Annotated in this window: 18 protein-coding genes and 1 pseudogene; 11 read left to right on the top strand and 8 right to left on the bottom strand. The window is 39.1% G+C overall.

From position 1 onward, the window contains the following. Positions 1-4: 4 nt before the first annotated feature. The 5 genes and pseudogenes from OS173_RS07935 to OS173_RS07920 form a co-directional block, all read right to left on the bottom strand. Positions 5-1,336, bottom strand: coding sequence for an MATE family efflux transporter (locus tag OS173_RS07935; RefSeq protein ID WP_267183738.1), 1,332 nt, complete (start codon positions 1,334-1,336; stop codon positions 5-7). After that, positions 1,333-2,394, bottom strand: a complete 1,062-nt coding sequence (locus OS173_RS07930) for a S1C family serine protease (protein ID WP_267183737.1) — start codon at positions 2,392-2,394, stop codon at positions 1,333-1,335. Before OS173_RS07930 ends, OS173_RS07935 begins: the two co-directional genes overlap by 4 nt. A gap of 59 nt (positions 2,395-2,453) precedes the next feature. Next, a complete protein-coding gene (locus tag OS173_RS13470) occupies positions 2,454-4,520 on the bottom strand; it encodes a glycosyltransferase (RefSeq protein ID WP_456085708.1) in 2,067 nt (688 codons plus the stop codon). A gap of 711 nt (positions 4,521-5,231) precedes the next feature. After that, a pseudogene (locus OS173_RS13465) lies at positions 5,232-5,927 on the bottom strand (glycosyltransferase); the annotation flags it as partial. Positions 5,928-6,994: 1,067 nt separating this feature from the next. Next, complete coding sequence (locus OS173_RS07920; RefSeq protein WP_267183735.1) at positions 6,995-7,753, bottom strand: hypothetical protein; 759 nt, start codon at positions 7,751-7,753, stop codon at positions 6,995-6,997. 107 nt (positions 7,754-7,860) lie between these two features. Here OS173_RS07920 and OS173_RS07915 point away from each other — a divergent pair, with 107 nt between their 5' ends. From OS173_RS07915 to OS173_RS07870, 10 genes are all read left to right on the top strand, one after another. After that, a complete protein-coding gene (locus OS173_RS07915; RefSeq protein WP_267183734.1) occupies positions 7,861-9,903 on the top strand; it encodes a transglycosylase domain-containing protein in 2,043 nt (680 codons plus the stop codon). 57 nt (positions 9,904-9,960) lie between these two features. Beyond that, on the top strand, positions 9,961-10,179 hold the full coding sequence (locus OS173_RS07910; RefSeq protein ID WP_267183733.1) for an addiction module protein: 219 nt from the start codon (positions 9,961-9,963) through the stop codon (positions 10,177-10,179). Continuing rightward, positions 10,176-10,469 (top strand): hypothetical protein, encoded by a 294-nt coding sequence (locus tag OS173_RS07905; protein WP_267183732.1) that lies wholly within the window; start codon positions 10,176-10,178, stop codon positions 10,467-10,469. The genes OS173_RS07910 and OS173_RS07905 overlap by 4 nt, the downstream gene beginning before the upstream one ends. Before the next feature lie 74 nt (positions 10,470-10,543). Continuing rightward, entirely contained in the window at positions 10,544-11,002 is a 459-nt protein-coding gene (locus tag OS173_RS07900; protein ID WP_267183731.1) for a tetratricopeptide repeat protein, read from the top strand. Positions 11,003-11,007: 5 nt separating this feature from the next. Next, on the top strand, positions 11,008-12,930 hold the full coding sequence (locus tag OS173_RS07895) for an ATP-dependent DNA helicase (RefSeq protein WP_267183730.1): 1,923 nt from the start codon (positions 11,008-11,010) through the stop codon (positions 12,928-12,930). Positions 12,931-13,120: 190 nt separating this feature from the next. Further along, positions 13,121-13,894, top strand: coding sequence for a hypothetical protein (locus tag OS173_RS07890; protein ID WP_267183729.1), 774 nt, complete (start codon positions 13,121-13,123; stop codon positions 13,892-13,894). A 64-nt stretch (positions 13,895-13,958) separates the two neighbouring features. Continuing rightward, positions 13,959-14,717 (top strand): sulfotransferase domain-containing protein, encoded by a 759-nt coding sequence (locus tag OS173_RS07885; protein ID WP_267183728.1) that lies wholly within the window; start codon positions 13,959-13,961, stop codon positions 14,715-14,717. A gap of 2 nt (positions 14,718-14,719) precedes the next feature. Further along, on the top strand, positions 14,720-15,706 hold the full coding sequence (locus tag OS173_RS07880; RefSeq protein ID WP_267183727.1) for a hypothetical protein: 987 nt from the start codon (positions 14,720-14,722) through the stop codon (positions 15,704-15,706). Next, complete coding sequence (locus tag OS173_RS07875; RefSeq protein ID WP_267183726.1) at positions 15,703-16,659, top strand: glycosyltransferase family A protein; 957 nt, start codon at positions 15,703-15,705, stop codon at positions 16,657-16,659. Before OS173_RS07880 ends, OS173_RS07875 begins: the two co-directional genes overlap by 4 nt. Before the next feature lie 189 nt (positions 16,660-16,848). Beyond that, positions 16,849-18,921 (top strand): metallophosphoesterase family protein, encoded by a 2,073-nt coding sequence (locus tag OS173_RS07870; RefSeq protein WP_267183725.1) that lies wholly within the window; start codon positions 16,849-16,851, stop codon positions 18,919-18,921. 118 nt (positions 18,922-19,039) lie between these two features. On the opposite strand, the gene OS173_RS07865 is transcribed toward OS173_RS07870, so the two are convergent. From OS173_RS07865 to OS173_RS07855, 3 genes are all read right to left on the bottom strand, one after another. Next, on the bottom strand, positions 19,040-19,705 hold the full coding sequence (locus tag OS173_RS07865) for a class I SAM-dependent methyltransferase (RefSeq protein ID WP_267183724.1): 666 nt from the start codon (positions 19,703-19,705) through the stop codon (positions 19,040-19,042). 267 nt (positions 19,706-19,972) lie between these two features. Continuing rightward, positions 19,973-20,860, bottom strand: a complete 888-nt coding sequence (locus OS173_RS07860; protein ID WP_267183723.1) for a sulfotransferase — start codon at positions 20,858-20,860, stop codon at positions 19,973-19,975. A 115-nt stretch (positions 20,861-20,975) separates the two neighbouring features. Next, positions 20,976-21,899, bottom strand: coding sequence for an NAD-dependent epimerase/dehydratase family protein (locus tag OS173_RS07855; protein ID WP_267183722.1), 924 nt, complete (start codon positions 21,897-21,899; stop codon positions 20,976-20,978). Positions 21,900-22,483: 584 nt separating this feature from the next. On the opposite strand from OS173_RS07855, the gene OS173_RS07850 reads away from it, so the two are divergent. Further along, entirely contained in the window at positions 22,484-23,425 is a 942-nt protein-coding gene (locus tag OS173_RS07850; RefSeq protein WP_267183721.1) for a glycosyltransferase family protein, read from the top strand. Positions 23,426-23,451: the final 26 nt, after the last annotated feature.

Genomic DNA, 23,451 nt, shown 5'->3' with positions numbered 1-23,451 from the left:
AAAATTAAGCTTTTGTGGTGATGTTGTTATGGCTGCGTTTATACAACACATGCATCATGACACCACGAAAAATGAAAAACAGTATAAATGAAGCCCATAAACGATGATTATCAGCCACTTGCTCAAACCATAAACCAGAGATATACCATGCGGGTAAAAACACCAATAAAGTGGCTACCAACATGGCATTTCGCATAATTTTAGAAGCCGTAATGCCTACACACAAGCCATCGTAAACAAATCCCAACATAGCCGCCACCGGTAATATATATACCCACCACAAATATTCACTGGCTGTCGCTCTGACTGTCGGTAAATCGGTCAATATAGACACCACAGACTGACCGCTAACTATAAACAATACGCTCATCACAACTGCCACCCCAGCAGATATTTTAAAGACTGAAGCCACCGCTAAATTTAAAGACTGCCAATCTCTCTGCCCGTAAAGACGACCGCTGATGGACTCAATGGCATGGGCATAGCCATCTAAGGCATAAGAGGTTAAATAAAAGAAGTTGAGTAAAACTGCATTGGTGGCCAGAATAAGTGCGCCTTGTTCTGCGCTAAAACGGGTCATTAAGGCAAACACCGCCATTAGACACAAGGTACGGATAAACACATCACCGTTTAAACTAAACAAAGCCCGTAATTGTGATTTTTGCCACCACTGACGTCGACTTCGCCACAATTCAGAGGTTAAATAGTCTTTATTCAGTAACCAACCAATACCCACCAAAGCAGCCACAGCTTGACTAATTAAAGAGCCCCAAGCCACACCGCGTACATCTAAGTGAAACACCATCACCAACAAATAATCGAGCAACATGTTGCCAACCTGGCTTATCAGCATGAGATACATCACCAACCGTGCCCGATCAACTGCCAGAAAATATCCATTTATCACAAACAGTAACAAATGAAATGGCACCGACCATAAACGGATAACTAAATAATCACGCGCCAAAGCTTCACTCGAACCTCCGTCTGACAAAAGCCATAACAAGCCTGGTAACCACAGAAATTGACTGAGCACCACCAAAACGCCTAACGCTAAGGCCACTGTTAATGCGCGGGCCAAATGATGTGCTCTTAGCCGAGAATCACCGCGTCCGGCCGCTTGTGCCACCAAGCCCACGGTACTCATACGTAAAAACCCAAACCCCCAAATCAACATATTCATGGCAGTGACGCCGATATTAACCGCCGCCAGATATTCAGGAGAATCTAAATGCCCCAAAATAGCCGTATCCACCACCCCCAATAACGGCACACTCACGGAGGCCGCCATCATTGGCAAGGCAATGCGGTGAATTTGTTTAAAGTAAGGAATCAATTTTGAGTCGGCAATTCAACAACCAATGTTTTGCTAAATTCACCGTCTTTATTAAAACCACGTAAGGTTACTTTTTCGTCAAGGGTAAATGACAGTGCAGCTTGCCGATATTCCTGAAAAGAATTCACTGCAATATTATTAACATGGGTGATGACATCCCGAGATTGAATGCCTTGTTTTTCTGCCGGCGATTTAGGAACAACATAAGAGACCATAATGCCTTTGTCCGGTTTTGGAATGCGAAAACGCATATGATCATAATCCCCTAAAAACATGAGACCCAACCCCGAACGGATAACTTTTCCGTATTTAATAACCGATTGCACCACTTGTGCCGCGGTATTCGCCGGAATTGCGAAATTAATGCCTTCAGCACCAATCTGGTTATAACTGGCGGTACTGATTCCCACCACCTCACCCAGGGTATTAATTAAAGCGCCACCGGAGTTACCTTGGTTAATGGCTGCATCTGTTTGAATTAAGTTTTCAACGGCACTGATATTTAAACCCTGGCGACCGGTGGCGCTGATAATGCCCAAAGAAGCACTTTGGTTGAGCCCGTAGGGATTACCCACCGCTAACACCACATCACCGGTATTGGCCGCATCACTGTCGGTAAATTGGGCCGGCACCAAATTTTTGGCATCAATCTTGATCACCGCTAAATCAGTGAACTCATCGGCACCCACAAAACTGGCCTCAAATTGCTCATTAGTCCACAAAGACACCACCACTCGCCTGGCATCATCAATCACATGACGATTGGTCACAATGTGACCGGTTTCTGAAACGATAACACCGGAACCTAAATAGTTTTTATTAACAAAAGGTGCTTGTGGCGAAACGCCGCCACCCGGGTTTCTGATTAATTCATTGCTTTGAATATAAATACTCACCACCGACGGGGTGATGCGATTAATGGCAGACGCATAAGAAAAAGGTGCGGAACCCGCGGGATTAACTGTTTTTAGATTTGAACCAAAAAACCAAATATACAAAAACCCCAGAGCCAAACCCAAAATGACTGACTTAAGAACAAACGACACATGTTCCTTCATACCCTATCCACACGCAAATTAAACATTCTACCGAATGTTAAGTTAAAAATCAGTTTAGTTTAGCGCAATGAGCAATGATCTTTTAACAAATCTGCAATCACGTTTTTCGCGGCATTGAAAGAAAAATAACGTTTGACGTTATCCAGCCCACCGGCTGACAAGGCACGCCATAAGTCTTCATCTTGATAAAGACGTATGACCTGCTGAGCAAAACCATCGGCATCATCAGCCATCAAAACATCTTTTTCATGTTGGGTATACATACCCTCCACAGCCACCGTGGTACCCACCACCGGCTGACCGTAACTCATGGACATATTGACCTTACCTTTAACCCCGGCACCAAATCGTAACGGCGCAACAGCAATCCGCACATCAGACATCAGCGGCGCAATGTCTTCCACAAAGCCATGAAACTTTATTCCCGGCTTCTGACCCAGCTGGATCACTTTATCGGGGGCTTTAGACCCCACTATATGCAAAACCACATCAGGCAATGCGGCATGAATTTGTGGCCAAATTTCATCCACGAACCAACAAATACCATCCACATTCGGCGTGTGTTGATAACCACCCATAAAGACAATGTCACGCCGTTCCTGATAGTCTTTTTGAGAGCCGTAAATTTCATGGATATTGGATAATACCGACACCGATAGATTCGGTAATTCTTCTGCCAAAACTGACTGCTCATACGGGCTCACCACCAGCGTCAAATCGCAAGCTTTGGCCACCGCCAGCTCCTTAGTTTTGGTTTGATTGGCGGTTTTTAAAGCCTGTTTATCATTTGCCAACTCAGCCATGCGCTGTTCCCGTAGATAATGTAAATCAACGGTATCAAACCATAACTTTGCTTTAGGCGCATAATCAGCAAGGCATTTTAATAAGGGTTGCGCCACATAATAACGCGATAAAATAACCAAAGAAAAATAGCGGCCTTTTTTGGCTAAATAATCCACCGGAGATGTGTAGGTTGGGGCATAAACGCATTCCACACCCAATTGTTGTAGTTGTTCAGTGTAAGCACCAAAGTGCGCCATATTTTCCGGCATAAAACTGACGTGAAAACCCAATTCTTGCACAATTTGAATTAAGTTCAGCATCCGCAAAGAACCTGAATCCTGGTCCGGCGTCGGGGTACAGGCATCAACAATTAAAATTCGCTGTTTAGTTTCTTGATAACGGGCTTGTTCAATGGCTGTTCCCGGTGGCGGCTGACTTTTTAATGCTTGTTGCCACTTATCAGCGAATTTTTGTTGGTTAACAACTTGGTATTTCTTAACCCCGGTGCTTACATCCGTTCCTGATGAAATGCCTTCAAAATGAATCACCCGACTGCGTGGTTGATACAACACCCGTAAACCGGCGGCACGAACCGCAAATGCCAAATCGGTGTCTTCATAATAAGCCGGTACATAACGCTCATCAAAATAACCTAAGTTTTTGAACAAGGCTGTTGGCACCATAATGCTGGCACCACTACAATAACTAACCGCGCGCACATGCGCCACTTCAGGTTGCTCAGGCGACTCTAAGCGCCCGTAATTCCAACCCGAAGCATCACTAAAAACGATACCGCCTGCTTCCTGCAAACGACCGTCGGGATAACGTAATTGACTGCCGACTAAACCCACATTTTTATGTGTTGTAAAGGTATCAAGCAAGGCATCCAGCCATTGATCACTCACCTCAGTATCATTATTTAAAAACAACAAATAATCGCCTTTCGCCAATTGTGCCCCCTGGTTACAACTGCGAATAAAACCGCCATTTTTTGCTTGCCGATGATAACGAGCCCCTGTTACCAAAGGCATTAATTCCTGGGTTTCATCATTGGAACAATCATCCACCACAATCACTTCAAATGCGGTTTTATCACTGATTTCACTGATTGACTGTAAACAATGGTAGGTATGCTGAAAGTGGTTATAAACCGGAATAATAACACTGACCAGCGGTTGTGCCGAGGTGTTCAACTTTAAAGGCTGATAATCTGTACTGATTGCTTTGGCCTTGTCAGCAACCTGAGATTGGTTTTTACTTAATTTCTGTTTAGCCAACTGTATTGTCGGTTTGACACCCCGGGTTTTGAGGCTATTTTTGACCCGTTTCGGTAAACCGGCCATTTGCCGAAAACGATAACTGGTTTTGTTTTTGACCAACTGTACCACACGTGTTGCGCCGCGCAGTGGCCGCGTTAAACGCCAAGACCGTGAACGCATCATTTGATCAACCAAATCCCGGGCCTGATCACGTTCTTGAATAATAAGCTGTTGTTGTTGACTTAATTGATTTTTCTGGTGCTCTAATTCATGTTTTTGTCGATGAATTTCAGCCACTTCTGCCTGTGCGGACTGTAACTGATGACTTAATTCTGCCATTGACAATTGTAAATCGCTTATTTCATTTGATAAATCTGCGGTTCGTTGCTCATAAACATTCCGAGCTTGTGCAAACTGCCGGTCCAAATCATCATAATCTTTTTTCGCTAATTCTAAATTGTGAGTCAACTGCCGGTCCAAATCATCATAATCTTTTTTCGCTAATTCTAAATTGTGAGTCAGGTGTTTAATCTGATGATTTAAACCCTTGGCCCAATCGATTTTTTCCGTAAGATCTTGTTTCAATTCATGGTTATAAGCCATTAACTGCCGACTTTGATGAGCTAAGCGCTGTAAGCGTTCAGCCTTAATATCTGCCGACATCAAGCCTTGATATTCACGGACAGGCTTAATCAGCTTTAAATTAATCCACAGTTTTTGATAATCTGTAGCCATCTGAGATAACGACTTACAGGTGATGTCTAACAGCTTGTTATGCACAATTTGCCGGCTGTCTGCTTGTTGCTTCAGGACTGAAATCTTTTCTGCAATTTCCTCACATTCAGCATCGACCAAAAACCCCGTTTCATTATCTTGAATACGATTTTTTAAGGCCCCGACACGCGTCGCCAACACCGGTATCGCCAGCATTTGCAGTTCGCTGAGCACATAACTGAAGGTTTCAGAGACCACCGCCGGCATCAAAGCCATCTGCGGCAATTCTTCATTCAACAGCTCTGTCAACTGATGCCGCTGATAATGTTTAATGATTTTTAGTTGCTTAAAATTCTTAAAATCATCACCGTCATCACCACTGCCTAATAACAACCAATGCACATCTGACAAACGCTCATGAGCAACCAACTGTTGCAGAAGTTGCTTACCCTTGCCGGCAATTAACCGGCCCAAAACCAGCACCGTAAACGGTTTCTTATTGGCTTGGTATTGGATGGGTTTAAGCGGTGTGACACCATGGCTGATTACCACCGCTTTTTGATAGCAATCGCTGTGTGGAAGTTTTTGGATGTTGACAATCACCGATGGATCCGGTGCCACAATTTGTGCTTGTTTATCGGATAGTTTTTTATTTAAAGCACGCTGCCAGACATTGACTTGGCGGCCATCGACATCACTAAAAGGTGTGCCATCTTTATCAGATATGGCTTTTTGGATATCTTCTTTATAAATGACATCAGCATCTAACCGCGCCATTAAACCCGGCCAATGGGGAAAATAATCATGTAACACCCGCACTGTCGGTAAGCCGGTACTCAAGCAATCCATAGAGTGACCAATTAAAGACGATACCATGACGCCGCTCATCGCATAATGAGCCATGATTTGCCGTAACATATCTTGATAGGGTTGGTGATGAACCATCACCGTGTCAATACTGGGCGACAACTCATATTCAGCCAGTAATAATCCCTCACAACCACCATAATACAATGTGAATTGTTCGCCATAAGACTGGCGGTAAAATTCTCCCTTGCTGATAAGTACAAAGTGATTATGTAAGCCATCGGCCGCGATATAATCTTGTAACCATTGGCGAACCCCGCCACCCCAATCCATAACCACATGTAATAAATTGGGTTTATCATTAAACAGCGGATAATCAAATCTGCAAACCTTCGTTATTTTTTGCTGAGAGATTAACCATTGGATGGCCGCCATCGGATGAGCCGGCAAGGGATGTTGGTCACCAATATCGGGTTGTTCAGTTGTTAAAGGTACATCATTTTTTTGCACCAACAAATTAGCCGTCACGTGCACCAAATCCAAACTCATTAATTGATCAATGTCAGCCAGTGCCAATAGAGCCGGGTTATAGGTATTCGCTAAGTAGGTCTTTGCAGGCGCTATAACACTTAACAAAGCATCTAAATCTAATGCATCGCCTGGAAATAAATCATCAGCGGGTAGTGGCGACAATAAATAATGACGGGTGGTTAAAGCCGTAACCGCAGACACCGTACTATCAGCAAAGGGGGCCAGTAATCGCTGTTGCCAATGTTTCGGTAAAATTGCTTCAGCGTTTATAAAAATGACAGCTGTACCTGAACAATGAGATTTAACCCACGCCAATAAATCAGCATTTAATTCAGGAATTAAACACCGGTATTCTTCACCAGTCGTTTGCTCCTGACGACTGTTGTAATAAACAACTTCAAACCGTTTTGCCATGCGCGCATTCTACCAAAACCATCAGCTTTTTATACACATAAAAAAGCCCCGAAAATAATTTCGAGGCTTTTAAATCAACTTAACTGCTGGTTTTAAAACATTTCTTCAGGCAAAGATTGTTGTTTATAGCCCTCTGGTACAGTTAACAAAGCCGCATCAAGCTTGTCGTTATTAACATCCATCAAAATTCCGGTTTGTCCCGCATCTTTAAAATAGACCGGTAAAACCTGACCAATGGCGTCAAAATTCATGCTGGTGTCTTGACCAAATTGAGAGGCCATTTTTTCAGCAATTTTCATAAACTTGGCAATCACTGCATATTCACCCGGTGCCACATCGAGTTTTCCGTAATCAGTGACACAAAAATCTCCAGTCGTTTTACCTGCAACGGTTTTTTCCACCACATCACAGCTGTAGCCATTATATTCTTTAGTGGCGCCACTTTTCTGATAAGTCGGGGCTGCCTTTTGTTCTGGCATTTGACTTTTAATCATGGACTCCATCATGCCGCGCATTTGCTCACGTTGGGCTTCGGGGATATTGGCCATTTGTTTTTCGATCATCCGATCCATCATGGCAGAGACATCGGACAAGGCTTCAATTTCTTTCTCACCAAAAACCATAAAACTTTTTTCATCGTGGTTGATGACCACAAATTCAGTCTTGTTGCCGTCAAATATGACATCTGCGTTGGCGTCAGCATTGGTGGTTACCTTAACCACGTCTGCAGTTAACATCATGCGGGTTGTTTCCTGGCCTTTGTCATCACCATAAATTAAAGTGGTATCGGCAACGGCTACACCGGCAAACATTGTACCGGCACCTAAAATTGATAGTAATTGCGTTTTCATGCGCATAATTTTCCTCATTAATTGTTATGAACAAGCTTATTGTACTCACAAGACTTTAATCTCATGTTAATATTTCGCCTTATTTTATGTGAACCTTGCCGCATTTTGTGACAAAAAAGACCACCTCATTCAAATTCTGGCTATTACGTATTCTGTTATTTTCAACTGGCATGATGGCAGGCTTGTCTGTGCCCTGGTATGCTTACATTAACCATGTAACCACCACCATTGCCAATGACACCTTTGAAGTACCATCGGTTATTTTTGCACGCTCTTTGGAGCTCTATCCCAATCGCCGACTCAGCGCTGCTGCACTGAACTATGAATTGGATTTATTGGGCTACCAACCGGTCAACACAACCCCGGGGATTGGCCAATACCGTCAACAAGGCAGTCATTATGAGATTTATTCTAAGGGCTTTCATTTTGCAGATGGTCATGACCAGGCCACCCGCATAGAACTTAACCTGAACAATAATCGTATTGAACATATCACGCCCGCCTTAGCCCGATTAGAACCCAAAGTCATCGGCCATTTTTTCAACCAGGATTTTGAAAACCGTCGACCGATTGCCCTGAGTGAAATTCCCGACACCATGGTAATGGGCCTGCAAGCCGTCGAAGACCGAGAATTCAAGCACCACCATGGCGTATCTTGGTCAGGCATTATGCGAGCGGCTGTTAAAAACTTAATGGCCGGTGGCATTGTACAAGGTGGCAGTACATTAACGCAGCAACTGGTCAAAAACAAACTCCATTACCACGAACAAACTTTTTTACGAAAATTACACGAGTTACTGGCTGCCACATTATTGGAGACCAAGCTCAATAAACGTGATATTTTGGCCATGTATTTTAACGAAATTTATTGGGGCCAAAATGGTCGGGTCGCGATTCATGGCGTGGTTGAAGCCGCTCAGTTTTACTTTGCTAAAAACATCCAACAACTCACTATAGCTGAGCAAGCCACATTAATCGGCTTAATTAAAGGACCCTCTTGGTACAACCCTTATAAACACCCAGAACGTGCCATAACCCGCCGAAATGTGGTGCTCAACAGCTGGCTTGAAACCGGCATAATTGATAACAAAACCCACCAGCAAGCAAGAAATAAAGCACTGCAGCTGTCACAAAGCCGGCAACTCAAAGGCGACTATGACAACTACATCGATGTTGTTAAGCGACAAATTCGTGACCGTTTCTCCAGCAACGAATTGAAACAAAATGGACTGCGGGTATTCACCCATTTAGATCCCTACATTCAGTACCGCACCAGCCAAACGGCACAAAAAACCGATGACTGGCTGTCTGATCAAGTGGAAACAGCCATTATCGTCAGCAGCAGTCAATCCGGCGGCTTACTGGCACTCACCGGCTCTAAAAACCCACGCTCACAATATAACCGGGCGTTATTAGCAAAGCGCCAAATTGGTTCATTGATTAAACCTTTTATTTATTTAGCTGCCTTGGAAACTTTGTCAGATTTTGATTTAAACACAGAACTACATGACGGTCCTATTAGCATCAAAACCCCGCAAGGCCCATGGCAACCTCAAAACTGGGACAACAAAGGTTTGGGCGACATCACCGCTATGGAAGCCCTGGTACAATCTCGAAACCAAGCCACCGTCGATTTAGGGGTAAAAATCGGGCTTGATAAACTGCTTAAGTTTTTAAATAAACTTGGACTATCCATTAAACACAATGCCCATCCGGCATTATTTCTCGGCGCCATTGAACTATCACCTTTTGAAGTTCAGCATCTATTTAGTCTATTCGCGTCACGCGGCAATACCACCCAAATTAATGCCATTATCAGCATTACAGATAATGACAACAAAGTGCTGTCACGCGCCATACAACCCCGAAAGCAAAACCTCCAAATCGCACATATTGATCAAATTAACACAGCCCTAAATGCCGTCACCACCCGTGGCACCGCCCGTCGACTTACCACCACCTTCGATTTGCCCAAGCCTTTATTCGGTAAAACCGGCACCACCAACAACGGCCGCGACAGCTGGTTCAGCGGTTTCGACCAAGATCATCTGATGACCGTCTGGGTTGGTCGCGATGACAACCAACCCACACCCTATTCAGGCAGCAACGGTGCCCTGATACTCTGGGCTAATTTGTTTAAAAATCTATAATCAAAAACAACGCATCATCATGCTATAATTTCATTGAACACAATGGCGATTATCAAAATGAAACCTGAATTACACATCGATAAAATGACCGTATCAGAAAAATTAGACACCATGGAAAGATTATGGGATTCCTTAACTAACTTACCTGAAGAATTTCCATCACCGCTATGGCATAAAACTATTTTGGAAAAACGCCATAAAGATGCTCAAAAAAACCCCAATAAATTTTTAGATTTTGAGGAGGCCAAAAAGCTTATCAACAAAGCCATTCAATGAAACTCAATATTCTTGGCTCAGCAAAAGATGATTTAATTGAAGGTTACTATTTTTATGAGCAGCAACAACGTGGTATTGGACATTACTTTTTAGAATCACTTTACTTAGATATTCAGGATTTGATTTCAACGGCAGGTATTCACCCAATAGTTTTCAATCATTTTCACCGAAAACTCTCCAATAAATTTCCATTCGCAATTTATTATCAAACAGACCAACAAGAGATAAATGTTTATGCTGTTTTAGATTGCAGAAAAAAACCAACTTGGATTAGAAGCAAACTTAAATAACTTTTAAACTCCAAGCCATAACAAATCCCAAAAAAATTCGTTAAACTACCTACCTTATAGTCATCCCAGCCACCATGAACAAACTATTTAAAGTCACCGGCCTTATTATCGTTGTTTTAATGCTCAGCCATTGCAGCCAAAGACAAAACAGCAGCAAAGCCGAAGTTAAAGACCTCAGCGAACAACCGCGCATCACCAGCCAAAACCAAGCGCCGAATTCTGTGCGACCGCTACTGGAACAAGCTGATCAAGCTCTCAGCCAAGGCCAATCGTCTCAAGCCATTAATTATTTACAACGGGCTTTGCAAATTAGCCCGGCCACCGCTGAAATCCAACAACGCCTGGCCGAAGCCTACCTCGCCGAAGGCCGTTACCAACAAGCTGCCTATTGGGCCGATATTGTGATTAACACCGGGCCCAAAACTGAGCCCCTGTGCAGCCAATCCAGACAAACCCTGGCACTGGCGGCCGAAGCCATGGGCGATATCAATGTACAAACAAGAGCTTTGGCCGCGCTCAATGATTGCCAATAAGCCTCATGGATATTGAACGCGTATTAGGTGAAAAAGGCTTGCTGGACACGGCTATGGACAGCTTTCAACCACGCCAAACCCAACTTGATTTAGCCCAAACCATTGCCGATGTCATTAGCGATAATAAAACCTTGATCGCCGAAGCCGGAACCGGAACCGGTAAAACCTTCGCTTATTTGGTCCCGGCCTTATTATCCGGCAAAAAAACCATTATCTCCACCGGCACCAAAAATCTACAAGATCAACTATTTAACAAGGACTTGCCCTTTCTATTATCACAACTTAAATTCAAAAAAAACCCAACAATCAGACTCCTCAAAGGTCGCAATAATTATCTCTGTCATTACCGCTACCAACAGTCTTTGCACAAAGCCGTGGCAAAATACCCGGCCAACAAAACACTTTATCGAAAACTACCCATATGGATTGAGCAAACTGACTCAGGTGATTTAGCAGAACTCAGTGACGAGTTCAATAACAACATTGTCCAGCGAGAAATCACCTCAACGGCAGAGAACTGTCTCGGTAAAGACTGCCAGCTTTACAATGACTGCTTTGTTTACCGAGCACGAAATCGCGCCATGAATGCCGACATTCTGGTCATTAATCATCATTTATTGCTCGCCGATATGGCGCTCAAAGAAGAAGGCTATGGCGAACTGCTACCCAATGCAGAAGTCATCATAATTGACGAATCCCATCAATTATCAGGCATCGCCGAGCGATTTTTCAGTCAAAACATCACCAGCCGACAATGCAAAGATTTATTGGTCGACATTAAAACCGCCGTCGGCGAAGTTAAAGGTGGATTTGCCGCCATCCAAGACAGCTTTTTCGATTTTGAAATTAGCCTAAAAAAAGCCCAAAGCACCATGGTGGCACTCGACAACCGGCGCTCCATGGAAGAACTGCTTAATAACGAAGACATCAGTAATGAACTGAGCTTATTTGAACAAAATGGCCGCGATTTACTCAATGCCCTGGAATCCATGGTCGCCGCCGATAAAGCTGTTGAACAATGCTATCTGCGACTCGGTGGTTTATTGGATCTACTGAGCGACATGATGAAAGCAGATGGCACAGATCATGTCTATTGGTACGAAGCCGGTAACAACCGCTTTGCCCTGCACAAATCACCCTTAGATGTTGCCGGGCCCTTAAGTCGCTTTAAAGCCAAAATCGACGCCGCCTGGATCCTGACTTCAGCCACCATTACCGTCAACCAAAGTTTTAACCACTTTCAAACCCAAACTGGTTTCAATAACGCCCAAACCCTATTTGTAGACAGTCCATTTAATTACCGCCAACAAGCCAGATTATTGCTACCGGAACCTGGCAGACTGCCCGAACCCAATCACCACAATTACAACATTCAGCTGTTTCAATACCTGCTGCCGATTATCCGAACCATACAAGGCGGTATATTTTTCCTGTTCACCGCGAAAAGAAACCGCGAAGCCGCCAAAGCATTTTTTGAACAAGCCGCCATCGACCGAAATTTATATGTACAAAGCGACAGCAACAGCTCCCAAATCTTAGAAGAATTCAGAAATGACGGTAACGGCCTACTACTTGGCACCTACAGCTTCTGGGAAGGCGTCGATGTCAGCGGCACCGGTCTCAGCTGTGTCATCATCGACCGCATCCCATTCCTGCACCCCGATGACCCAATACAGAAAGCCAAAGAAAATCACCTCAAAAATCAAGGCAAATACCCCTTCAAGGAACTACAAATTCCCCACGCCACCCTCACCCTAAAGCAAGGCTCCGGTCGCCTCATCCGCGGCGAAACCGACCACGGCCTCCTCATCCTCTGCGACCCAAGATTCAAAACCAAACCCTACGGTCAAATTCTGCTAAAATCCCTCCCAGAGATACCCCAAATTAATTCCGAAGATGAAGCAATTGGGTTTATGAGATTGAACTAATGCTAATCAAAATTTATAACTAGACTAACTTAAGAGACAGATTGATTTTGCAAAAATCAATTATCAAATAATTAAACAAAATAAATAATTTATAATTTAATTTGACCGTTTTTAAATCTGTTTACGTTTTCAATATTAGGTCTACATCTTTTGATGGCCACAACTATCATTTAATTAAGAGGAACAACAAATGAAAATTTTTAAAACTTTAAGCGTTTGTGCATTATTTGGCTTATCCATGAGCGCATATGCACAAACTTGCCCAGCAACACCTGCTGCTTGGGATATTAGTAATGCCGCAAACGGCGGTTCTTTTGCTGTTACTAGCCCTGGAGCTGCAGGTACTGATTGCAAACTAACAGTTACCCATGGTCCTAATAATAACGGCATTGGTACTGTACGCGACGATTTGGCTTCAGCAGAAACAAGCTATCGTGCTCGTTTTTATGTTGATGCAACTAATATAATGAATAATGCAATGGGGCCTCAACATCGTACAAAAGCATTTGTTGCAGGAAATTTCGAAAATCAAGTTGGAACTAATATTGATATAAGCGCAAGACCTTCTATTTTGCAAATGTTTATTGTTGGGTTAGGCAATAATGAAGCCCGTCTTGGAGGGTTTTGTCGTGACTTGAATTCACCTGGAAACCGCGCTCGTTTTGGAGATCCTAATGATGTTAATCCAGGTACTGTCACTTTGCAGCCAGGTTGGAATGTTGTTGAAGTTGAAATTAAAATGGGAGCCGGTACAGGCGAGTGTCGTATTTGGGTAAACAACGACGTTGAATCTTCACCTAACTGGGAACAGACCGGCATTGATAACAACTTACTTGTAGGTGTAAAACGCGTTAATATCGGTACTGTTGGTGCAACACAAGCTTATGCAAATGTACTTGGAAACGAAGAATTACATTTTGATGAATTTGAATCCCGTCGTCAAACATTCATTGGATCAAATTAATAATCTACATTGAATATTCATTTATTCGTGATACCATAAAAGGCGGTTTTAACCGCCTTTTTTTATGTCTAATTCAATTTTAGTGTCTGCCTTTATTGGTGGTGTTCAAAAGTCAGGAACTAGATCTATTAGTAATTACTTTCGCCATCATAAAAATATTTCAGTTCATTGCAAAAAAGAGGGTCACTTTTTTGATGTAGATAAGAATTTTACTAACAATATACCCCTGTCATCAGCAATAGATAGATATCATAGCGATTTTGAAATAAATTCAAGCACTAAAATATTGTGCGATATATCGCCTGACTATATTTTTCGCCAAAATGCTGTAAAAAGAGTTCATAAGTACAACCCAAATGCAAATTGGGTTATATTACTTAGAAATCCAATCCAGCGAGCCTATTCTGCCTGGAATATGGAAGTCAATCGAAAAACCGAATCACTGTCTTTTGAAGAGGCTTTAAATGCGGAATTAGCCGGTAACTCTAAAAGCAGATCTCATGACCGCTTTCAGTATATAAATAGAAGTCGATATTATCCACAATTATTAAATTTATGGAAATATTTTCCTTCTTCACAGTGTCATATATTTTCTGCTGAGTTAATATGGAAAAATCCTGGCAAAGCATTAATTCAAATTTTAACTTCCATGAATATTAAACCATTAGATATAAACAATTATGAGCACTCTCATAAAGGAAGCTACTCGTCTAGCCTTTCTAAAGATGCCCATGATACATTAGTTAATAATTTACATTTTGAGTTGTATGAATTACCTACTTTATTAAAGTGGAAAGAAAACCCTTGGGTTCAAGATATCTGACAATGACACCATTTAAGTTTTATATTATTATTACCCCAAATTCTTTAAGATTTCTTAAATTTGCCTTATGGAGTTTGCATAAGCGGAAAGACATTAATATTGTTTTAGTTGCAAACGGATTAGCTAACAAAGAAGATGTTGAATTAAGAACATTTTGTAATCAAATACAATGTGACTACTTGCAACTAAAAACATCAAAGGTATTATCACATGGCGCAACCTTAAACGTGCTGTTAGCTCAACACAATGATCCCTGGTTTTGTTTTTGTGATTCTGACATCATTTCAATTGATTCACAAGCCAATGACATTCAGATAAACAACAAAATTAAAGCCATTTCTTCCTGTGATGCGATGTTTTGGGATGATAGCGAGGTTAAAGGTGTATTAGGGCGTTGCAATCGATGGCCTGACGGTAGTGATAACTTAGCATCTTTTTTTTGTATCTACCACACCGAAACAATAAAGTATCTTATAGATAAATACAATATTGGATTTGACAATGCTATTTTTAAGCAAATTAAATCAGACAAAATTCGACGAATTTTGAATCAAAAAGGGATTGACGAAACGAGTCGCAAACTCGATACAGGCAAAGTTTTAACAGCGGCACTTGAATTAGACCGTCATTCGTTTACTCATGTTGAAATACTTAGCTTACTTCATATTGGCGGTATGAGCTCCTGGATGCTCAATGGCGATAAAACACTTATTCATGCTCAGTATAATTTAACCGATACCGATTTATATGAAATAGCCTCAAAGGACTCTTGGCTATTTAACTTAAACTCCCAAAGAGACACAGATAATAAAATTTTTTACTTAAGAAGGCAACAACGTCTTGCAGCAGCACGTTATTGTTTTCAACTTATATCCCATTATGTGGATGAGACGCCTAAACCGACCCAAGATTTATCAGATGAAAACTTTTTGTCGAAGATTGATACAATAGAAACAATCATTAAGCAGTATTACGCTGAAGCTTTATGAATATTCACATTGTACACTTACCACAAACATTTCCTTACTTGGTAGATTTGTCTGCTGCCTTTAATAAATACGGATTTGAACGAATTATACTTGTTGCTAATGGGTTCAACCTGGATGAAATTAAAGCACTAAGAGCTTACACTTCAAGATACTCATTTATCGATATTTTAGACATCCCAACAAAAAGGATTCTAAGCCACGGCCAAGCATTAAATTATGCTTTTGAGCAAAGTCAGGATGAATTGTTTTGTTTCGCGGACCATGACATTTTTCCAACTCAACCCATTATTGAAGACATACAATCCGCATTGCTCGAGTTTGATGTTGTTTGTCTCGGTGATCGCCCGGAAAACACAACTACAGACTATAAGGGCTTTGCTGCATCTGCTATTGCTACACAATCAGGAACACCGTTGGCTACGTCTTTTTTTTCGGTTTTTAAAAGACCTGCTGTAAATTTAGCCAATATAAACTATAAAGTAGGATTTGAGCAATACTTCAGAAAAAGTCAAATCCCTAAAACCTTAGCAGGGCATAAAGATATTCAAGCACTTAAAGAACCTTTTTTAGTTGACACCTGTAAAGCGTTATCTCTGGCTTTACATTTAAATAAAAACACCATCACTCATCTAAATACGGACAAAGTCTGTCACTTTGGTGGTCTGGCCGGAGCCATTAATCGCTTTATTAATGGCGGTAAAACAATCAAAAAGGAATTTATAGCGCCCATTCTTCCTAATCAAAAAGAATTGGAATATCATTACAATAAACATCAACAACGCCACCCGAAAGTGCTTGAGTTAAAACGTTGTATTTCTGATTATTCACTCCAACTTATTATTGCATTACAGGAAAAAATTACCTTGCCATATTTTGTATCTGAAGATAAGTTTTTGAATGAATCAATCGCACAAATTAAACATGCTACTCAACAACTTTTTATACATAAATAAAATCAAGTTACAATCAATTTTATCCCTTAAATAACCCCTTGCTCAATATGTAATACGCGTCTCATTAAGCTATGTTATCATTACAGGGTTATTTAGCAATAGATGAAAAGTGCAATATTGCATAATAAAGAAATAATAAAAACATCTTAACCTAACAAATAACATGACCCAAATAAACTGAGTTATTCAATGAAAAGAAGAGACTTTATTAAATCGTCTGTAATCGTAGGCTCTGCTTCAGGACTGTTATTAAGCTGTGATAACAGCAGAAATCAATTACCTGAAAAAAATCATATTTCAGGGTTTATTATTTCTGATGCTCATATTGGCATGCGTGAAGCACAACAACCTTCTATAGAAGAACAATCAAGAGCTATTCAGACAATCAAAAATAGGTTCCCAAATCTTGATGTGGTTTTTGATACAGGAGATATTCACCATGGATACTTAAACGAAAAAGAAAGAAATGAAGCCAGAAACCATTGGCTATCAAAAATGGCAAATCAGTTTCCTAGATCATTGTTCCATTACATAGTAGGCAACCATGAATTAGGCAAAGGCCCTTTTGATACAGAGATTACTGCAACAAAAATTGGCAGCATGAATTTCAGACCTTATTACAGCTTTGATTATAAGGGCGTTCACTTTGTATCATTGCCGCAATTAACAGACACCATTTTAATTAACAAAGAAAGTATTCGATGGCTTGAGCATGATTTATTAATGAATCGAGATAAAACCACATTAATTTTTTCTCATAACAGTATTGCGGGAACAACATTTAACAATGGAGAAACAAGTTATCGAGTAATCATAAACAGTGATGAGCTACTTGAAATTATAAATTCACATCCAAGTGTTCTTGGTTGGTTTCATGGTCACAATCACCAATATGAGGTTAAAAATCTTGATGATCGCTTATATGTTTCAAACGGACGCATTGGCGGATTTAACCCACCTACCTCCTGGGGGCCATTTGGACAAGGTCATCTGGGAGGAGTTTATTTCGAAATTAATAAAAATGGCTTACTGGTCAGGTGCTTTAGTGCCACAAAAAATAAGTTCTTGGATGAAGTAGGTTATAGTAATTTAACTAACTCACTAAAACAAAAAACCAGTTTTGATCCATATTCTGAATGTAATTATTATTTTGGACATGGCCAACTATCTGATAATGTCGAATATGAACTTAAAAATCATTATTTATCTGCACATTCTAATCAACTTTTCCATAAATCATATAACCAAAGAATCATCAATGATAACGATGATTTTGGGTTTACCACTGAGTTATTTTTTGCTGGTGGGAGGAAAGTAAATAGATTAATTGGCTATCAACTTTTACCGGGTTCAACCGAAAGAAAATCTGTTGACAATGGATTGTTAATCAGTCGATTAGAAAATCAAAATGATATTAACTTTAAGTTTCCTAAGCACCATTTTACAAAACAGAACTTTATGGTTAGAGGAAGTTATTTCAGGTGCGAGTCTGGTGATAGCTTTCATGTCGAATCTGAAATACTTGGCAAAACCGCTAATTCCGCATTTGAAATTCAATTTTTAATTTATGATGAAAATCAAAATAAGTTATATGAATCCAAATATCAGCAAGTTCAGGATGAAAAACCTGGACTATATAAAGTAGATTTATTAGTCCCCAACATTCCTGAAGAAAAAGCGTCAGGGAATAACAAGTATATTAAATTTTCTGTCAAACTAAAGGCTTTTCCGAGTAAGTTCATCATCTCAAAAATGGCCCTCTCTAAAAAAATAAAGCAACACAAGCCGACTTCAATAAGCATAAATAGCAAACAGTATAATTTCGCTGAAATGCAAGGCACAACCCTTGAAAGAAGTGCTGATATTAACACCATGAGGTACCAAGGCGAAACTTCAAGTGTGGTTATAAAAGTGCCTAAAGTATTGTGGCAAATTAGAAATGCCATAGCTTATTATTCAGAAAACACACTCAAAGTAACGGAATATGCTCATAACTTCCAGAAAATCAAAGAGGTTATTATTACCCCAACCACAAGAATGAAATATTATGTTAACAAAGTAATAAATATAATGCCTTTTGACATTAATTATAAGAATAAAGAAATTAGAATAAATGTAGCTAATTTTAATAACAAATCTCTAATTTCATTAAGAAGCAACCAAAAACCAGTTAGCTTACTGGGAGCAGAACTGTTAAAAACAACCAATGATGAATTGTTATTAAAACCGACTTCACGTCAGTTATTGATCAAATTTTCCTGATAACTACAAATATAATTTAATTTCGGAAAAATAAATTCAGCTTCCTGAAAAAATTAATCGGTCATCTAAGCAACTAATAGCCGCTGGAAATTATACTCATCTTTAAAATGACAGTATTTTAAAAACTGTCGGGGCCGATTCTTTGTGTAACAGGCTTCTCTCTTTTCCTTTTTTCCAACACAACAATACTGTCAAAATAATGAATGCCTGCAATATGTTCTGTGTAGTAGTTTGGTTCAAGACCCTCGTTAAACCGTTTGTGCCAACCGTGCATATGGTCAATCCAATTCTTGCTGTATTCAATGAAAGTATCTGGTTTTTCAAGCCCACCACCATGCTTTTCGGAGTAACTTGTGTGTAAATCTTCTACTATGTATAAACCACCTTCTTTCAATCTCGGAAACATCTTTTCAAATGTGACGATTTGTTCATGCATATGATGCCCGCCATCATCTAAAATAATATCGAACGCGCCAAATTCTTCATGAATTTTATCATGGGTTTCATTATTACCCTGGTCGCCAATTCGAATTTCTATTCGATCTTCTTCTAAAGATTTACAACGTTCTTTAATATCAACTCCAACGATTAGAGATTTTTTATGAAAATACCATTTCCACATCTGTAAAGAACCACCATGCCCAATGCCATATTCAAGCATTTTAATCGGTTTTTTTCTGTAAGGTCTTAAATACGTTTCATATACTGGAAAATAATGCAGCCATTTACTGATTCTTCTGTGCTTTCCTCCATTAAAAAAATCAATTAAGTTTTTGCTAAGCATTACAACTACTCCTCGTCTGGATAATTCATAGAATACTAGGCTTATCAGGCGAACCTAGCATTGAGTCTAATAACAATTCGGTTTATTAAAATGGCAATAAGAAAAGATTCCTACAAACTATTACTAAATAATTTAACTTGTAATCATTCACTTATACTGATTAACGGATTTTACCAGTCATTTTCATATATACCCACAAATTTTCATCAAATAACCTGATTAGCTTGTACGAGATTTATTAAAGGCTGGAAAAACAAAATTAAACACTCACTGTATGAGTTTGTCTTGAGTTTTATTAATTAGTAACTCCCATAATGAATCAGTTTCATTATTTATAAACTTTACTTCATCATCTGAAAACGGGTGATATGTTTTATCTGTAAGATTAGATTTGGAAATCTCAAATGACTTATCCCTTCGTAACAAAATATTTTTCGACTCCAGACTTCCTCCACTTTTATACTCCCCATCCATACATGTTAGGCCTTCAAAAGGTATATTTATGTCCACATTTGTTAAATTTATATTATTTGCTATTCTTAGTAAGTGTTTCTCAGGGCTATCACAAAATGAGCTGTAATTAATAAACAAATCAACACAATCAATATACTTAACTAAAAAACTAAAAACAGCTTTCCATTGAGACACTATTTGAGTCAAAGAATTAGAACTTATTAAGGCCTCCCAGTTTTCAGGTTTAATACCCCACCAATAGTCATTATTCGTTTGTTTTTTTTTGTATAATTTTTTTGAAAACGAGTAAATGTTTGCAACTGGTTCTCTTAACACCACAATTATTTTACATTCTGGGAAAATTTTTTTTAACCATGGCAACCTCACTACAAGGTTTGGGTTTTTATTCATCAAAATTGGTACATTTACATTAGCTTTCTCAATTCTTTTCAGTAATAAATTTTGGTGTGAAACCTCGAAGTCTTCAGCTAATAGTTGATAGCCTTTTTTAGTCAAGTGCTTTTGATACAGCTCACCACAAGGTGATGAGGTCGGGTTTCCAACTGGCTCATCACCCCAAAAAAACTTACCTTCTGGAAGAAAAGGGTTTTCAATAAAATCTTGGGACATTAATACCCTGTTTAATAGTGACGTACCAGATTTTTGAAAACCTGTTATGAATAATAATTGTTGAGTCGTCATATGAGTATAATGCTGTTAATAATATAGTGTTAATAATTAAAAAAACATAAATTTAATTTAATATAGCAGTGCTAATGAACAATTGGACTGGTGATTATTTTTCATATCTTGGATTTTAACCTTTATATGTTGAAATCATTTCACTTACACCCTTTTCTAAGGAGATTTGAGGCGTCCATTGAGACAAAGTTTTGAATTTCCCATAATCTAATACCGCTTCTTTAACATCACACATTCTATTATCAGACCATATTATTTTTGCACTTTTATTTAATTTGTTTTCAATCATTGATATTAAGTTTTTAATCGAAGTTCCTTTTCCTGTTCCTATATTAAAAATGCCGTTTATTTTGGGCATAACAGTTGCCAAGTAAAATGCATTAGCAATATCTTTTACGTTTATAAAATCTCTAATCACTTGTCCATTGCCCCATATTTCAATTTCATTGTCAGATATAAGAGCCTTTATAACCGACGGAATAAGTCCAGTTGCTGTAGAGCAGGGAAGCAGATGGTTACCGTAAGCATTTCCAATACGAAAAATAATGTGATCTGTTGGAGAATTGGCTGTCAAAAGTGTTAAATACTTTTCCGTTGCTAGTTTTGCAACCCCATAAGAAGAAATAGGATTTGTAGCACATTTTTCATTTATTGGCGATTCTGCTAAATCACCATAAACTGAACCACCACTGGAGGCGAATATAATTCTTCCAACACCTAAATTTCTGGCCAAGTGGAACAATTCGGCACTGATCAAGATATTTTGAGATATATCTTTCTTAAAGCCATACAAATTATCATTTGGGACCTGAGACCACCCTAAATGGATAAACACATCATTCTTTTTTAAAACTGATTCTAAAACCTCTACATCTCTATACGGGTAGTCAATTTCAACCAATTGATATTTATGGAAATCTATAGGTTTATGCAATCTTGCTTTAGAATCAACTAATACCGTTTTGATATTATTAGCAACAAGTTTTTCTGCAATATGCAGACCTAAAAATCCACAACCGCCCAGTATGACAACCTTCATAATAATTTGTTTAAATCGATGTAACTTATGCTGTAAAAAACATGAGTTAAAAGTGTAGTTGATCCTTGGCTTTTATTTGATTTAGTCCTTTCAATTTTGGATAATTTGCTTTTCATTTGAGAATCTGATTTCCATTAAATATTTAATGCAACTTATTCAACTTTTATACAATTCAGTTGATAGGTAAAATTTAAACTTATATGTAATACCAGTATTTTCCTTTAAATTGTGAGTTGGACATACCCATGAATATACTTCATTGTAATATGTAGACTGATAAAAATTAATTATACCTTTATTCTTAATCATATTGATATGTTGCTGATTTGATTTATTACTTGTATTGAATATTTACAAACAATTTCTATTGCAGAAACTTTATGTTGAGTACCTATTTAGACAAAAAGTCTGTCGTAGCCGAAAGGAAACCAAAATCACTCTGAATAACAATATCAAATTTTGGTACAAACTATACTTTGATGTATACTGAAAAAATATCAAGAGGCTATACTTAATTCTATGTAGCTGACAATCATATTCGCCTAAACAATAAGCACAGACGTTAACTCAAATTATTAAATCAAATGAAGAAAAAAGTCGCAATCTTATTCGTTGTTGAACGAGGTTATATTGAACAACAAGCTATGTTGCTTATAAATTCAATATTCAGATTCTACCAAGGCAAAAACTTTTCTGTTGATATATTTACATTTTCACCCCGAGAAAACTTTAAACCAAGCCATGCTGTACTGGATTTCCTGTCTCAAAAAGTAACCCATCACTTTAATGATAATTTGAATACCAAATTTGTAGAATTCCCACTAATCAATGGACATATTGGTGCCAGTTTTTTTGAAACGCAATTTCCAGAATATGAGGATGTCATGTTACTTGATTCTGATACTGTTTTTTTAAATGATTTTGAGTTTATGATGGAATCAGAAAATTCAGGACTTTTTTTAACACCCGTCGACAATAAAGGCGTTGGTACTTTGGGAAGATCTGATAAAAATCACGAATTCTGGGAGAAATTATATAACTTTTTATCGATTGATAAGCCAAAAAAGACAATTACAACAACTGTTAGTCAAGACCAGATATGGCCTTATTACAATGCGGGCTTTGTTTATGCCAAAAGAGTTAAGGGTTTTTTCAGTCAGTGGCTAAATACTTTTGAGAGTATTTATAATTCTAATATAAGAAGCGTTTACTCTGGCAAAAACGGTTCTAAATCAATTTATTTAGAACAAGTCGCTTTAGCTTTAACGGCACAAAAGCACAAAGACCAGATTACATTACTACCGAATAGTATTAACTACCCTATTCCATTCCATCCTAGATTAAAACAAAGAGCAGAAGCTTTGTCATTTTCAGACCTAACTCACATCCATTACCATCGATGGTTCCAACATCCAGGCTTTTTAGACCATGTAACTTCAGATGAAGAAAAGAAAACCGAGCAGTATCGATGGTTAGTTAAGCAATTACCTTTACAGCCGACTATAGATGAGACTTTTAAATGCTAACTGAAATACAGTTCAGATGAATTACA

The organism is Marinicella gelatinilytica (genome assembly GCF_026410405.1).
In the GTDB taxonomy this organism is placed as follows: Bacteria; Pseudomonadota; Gammaproteobacteria; order Xanthomonadales; family Marinicellaceae; genus Marinicella; species Marinicella gelatinilytica.
Note: the sequence above shows the minus strand (reverse complement) of the source record. Positions and strands in the feature narration are given on the sequence as shown.

Bases quoted from the DNA above. Each gene is read 5' to 3' on its own strand.
- OS173_RS07930 (WP_267183737.1), bottom strand. From the start codon at position 2,394: ATGAAGGAACATGTGTCGTTTGTTCTTAAGTCAGTCATTTTGGGTTTG.
- OS173_RS07885 (WP_267183728.1), top strand. From the start codon at position 13,959: ATGTCTAATTCAATTTTAGTGTCTGCCTTTATTGGTGGTGTTCAAAAG.
- OS173_RS07865 (WP_267183724.1), bottom strand. From the start codon at position 19,705: ATGCTTAGCAAAAACTTAATTGATTTTTTTAATGGAGGAAAGCACAGA.
- OS173_RS07875 (WP_267183726.1), top strand. From the start codon at position 15,703: ATGAATATTCACATTGTACACTTACCACAAACATTTCCTTACTTGGTA.
- OS173_RS07910 (WP_267183733.1), top strand. From the start codon at position 9,961: ATGAAACCTGAATTACACATCGATAAAATGACCGTATCAGAAAAATTA.
- OS173_RS13470 (WP_456085708.1), bottom strand. From the start codon at position 4,520: ATGGCCGGTTTACCGAAACGGGTCAAAAATAGCCTCAAAACCCGGGGT.
- OS173_RS07850 (WP_267183721.1), top strand. From the start codon at position 22,484: ATGAAGAAAAAAGTCGCAATCTTATTCGTTGTTGAACGAGGTTATATT.
- OS173_RS07855 (WP_267183722.1), bottom strand. From the start codon at position 21,899: ATGAAGGTTGTCATACTGGGCGGTTGTGGATTTTTAGGTCTGCATATT.
- OS173_RS07880 (WP_267183727.1), top strand. From the start codon at position 14,720: ATGACACCATTTAAGTTTTATATTATTATTACCCCAAATTCTTTAAGA.
- OS173_RS07900 (WP_267183731.1), top strand. From the start codon at position 10,544: ATGAACAAACTATTTAAAGTCACCGGCCTTATTATCGTTGTTTTAATG.
- OS173_RS07920 (WP_267183735.1), bottom strand. From the start codon at position 7,753: ATGAAAACGCAATTACTATCAATTTTAGGTGCCGGTACAATGTTTGCC.
- OS173_RS07860 (WP_267183723.1), bottom strand. From the start codon at position 20,860: ATGACGACTCAACAATTATTATTCATAACAGGTTTTCAAAAATCTGGT.
- OS173_RS07905 (WP_267183732.1), top strand. From the start codon at position 10,176: ATGAAACTCAATATTCTTGGCTCAGCAAAAGATGATTTAATTGAAGGT.
- OS173_RS07895 (WP_267183730.1), top strand. From the start codon at position 11,008: ATGGATATTGAACGCGTATTAGGTGAAAAAGGCTTGCTGGACACGGCT.
- OS173_RS07870 (WP_267183725.1), top strand. From the start codon at position 16,849: ATGAAAAGAAGAGACTTTATTAAATCGTCTGTAATCGTAGGCTCTGCT.
- OS173_RS07890 (WP_267183729.1), top strand. From the start codon at position 13,121: ATGAAAATTTTTAAAACTTTAAGCGTTTGTGCATTATTTGGCTTATCC.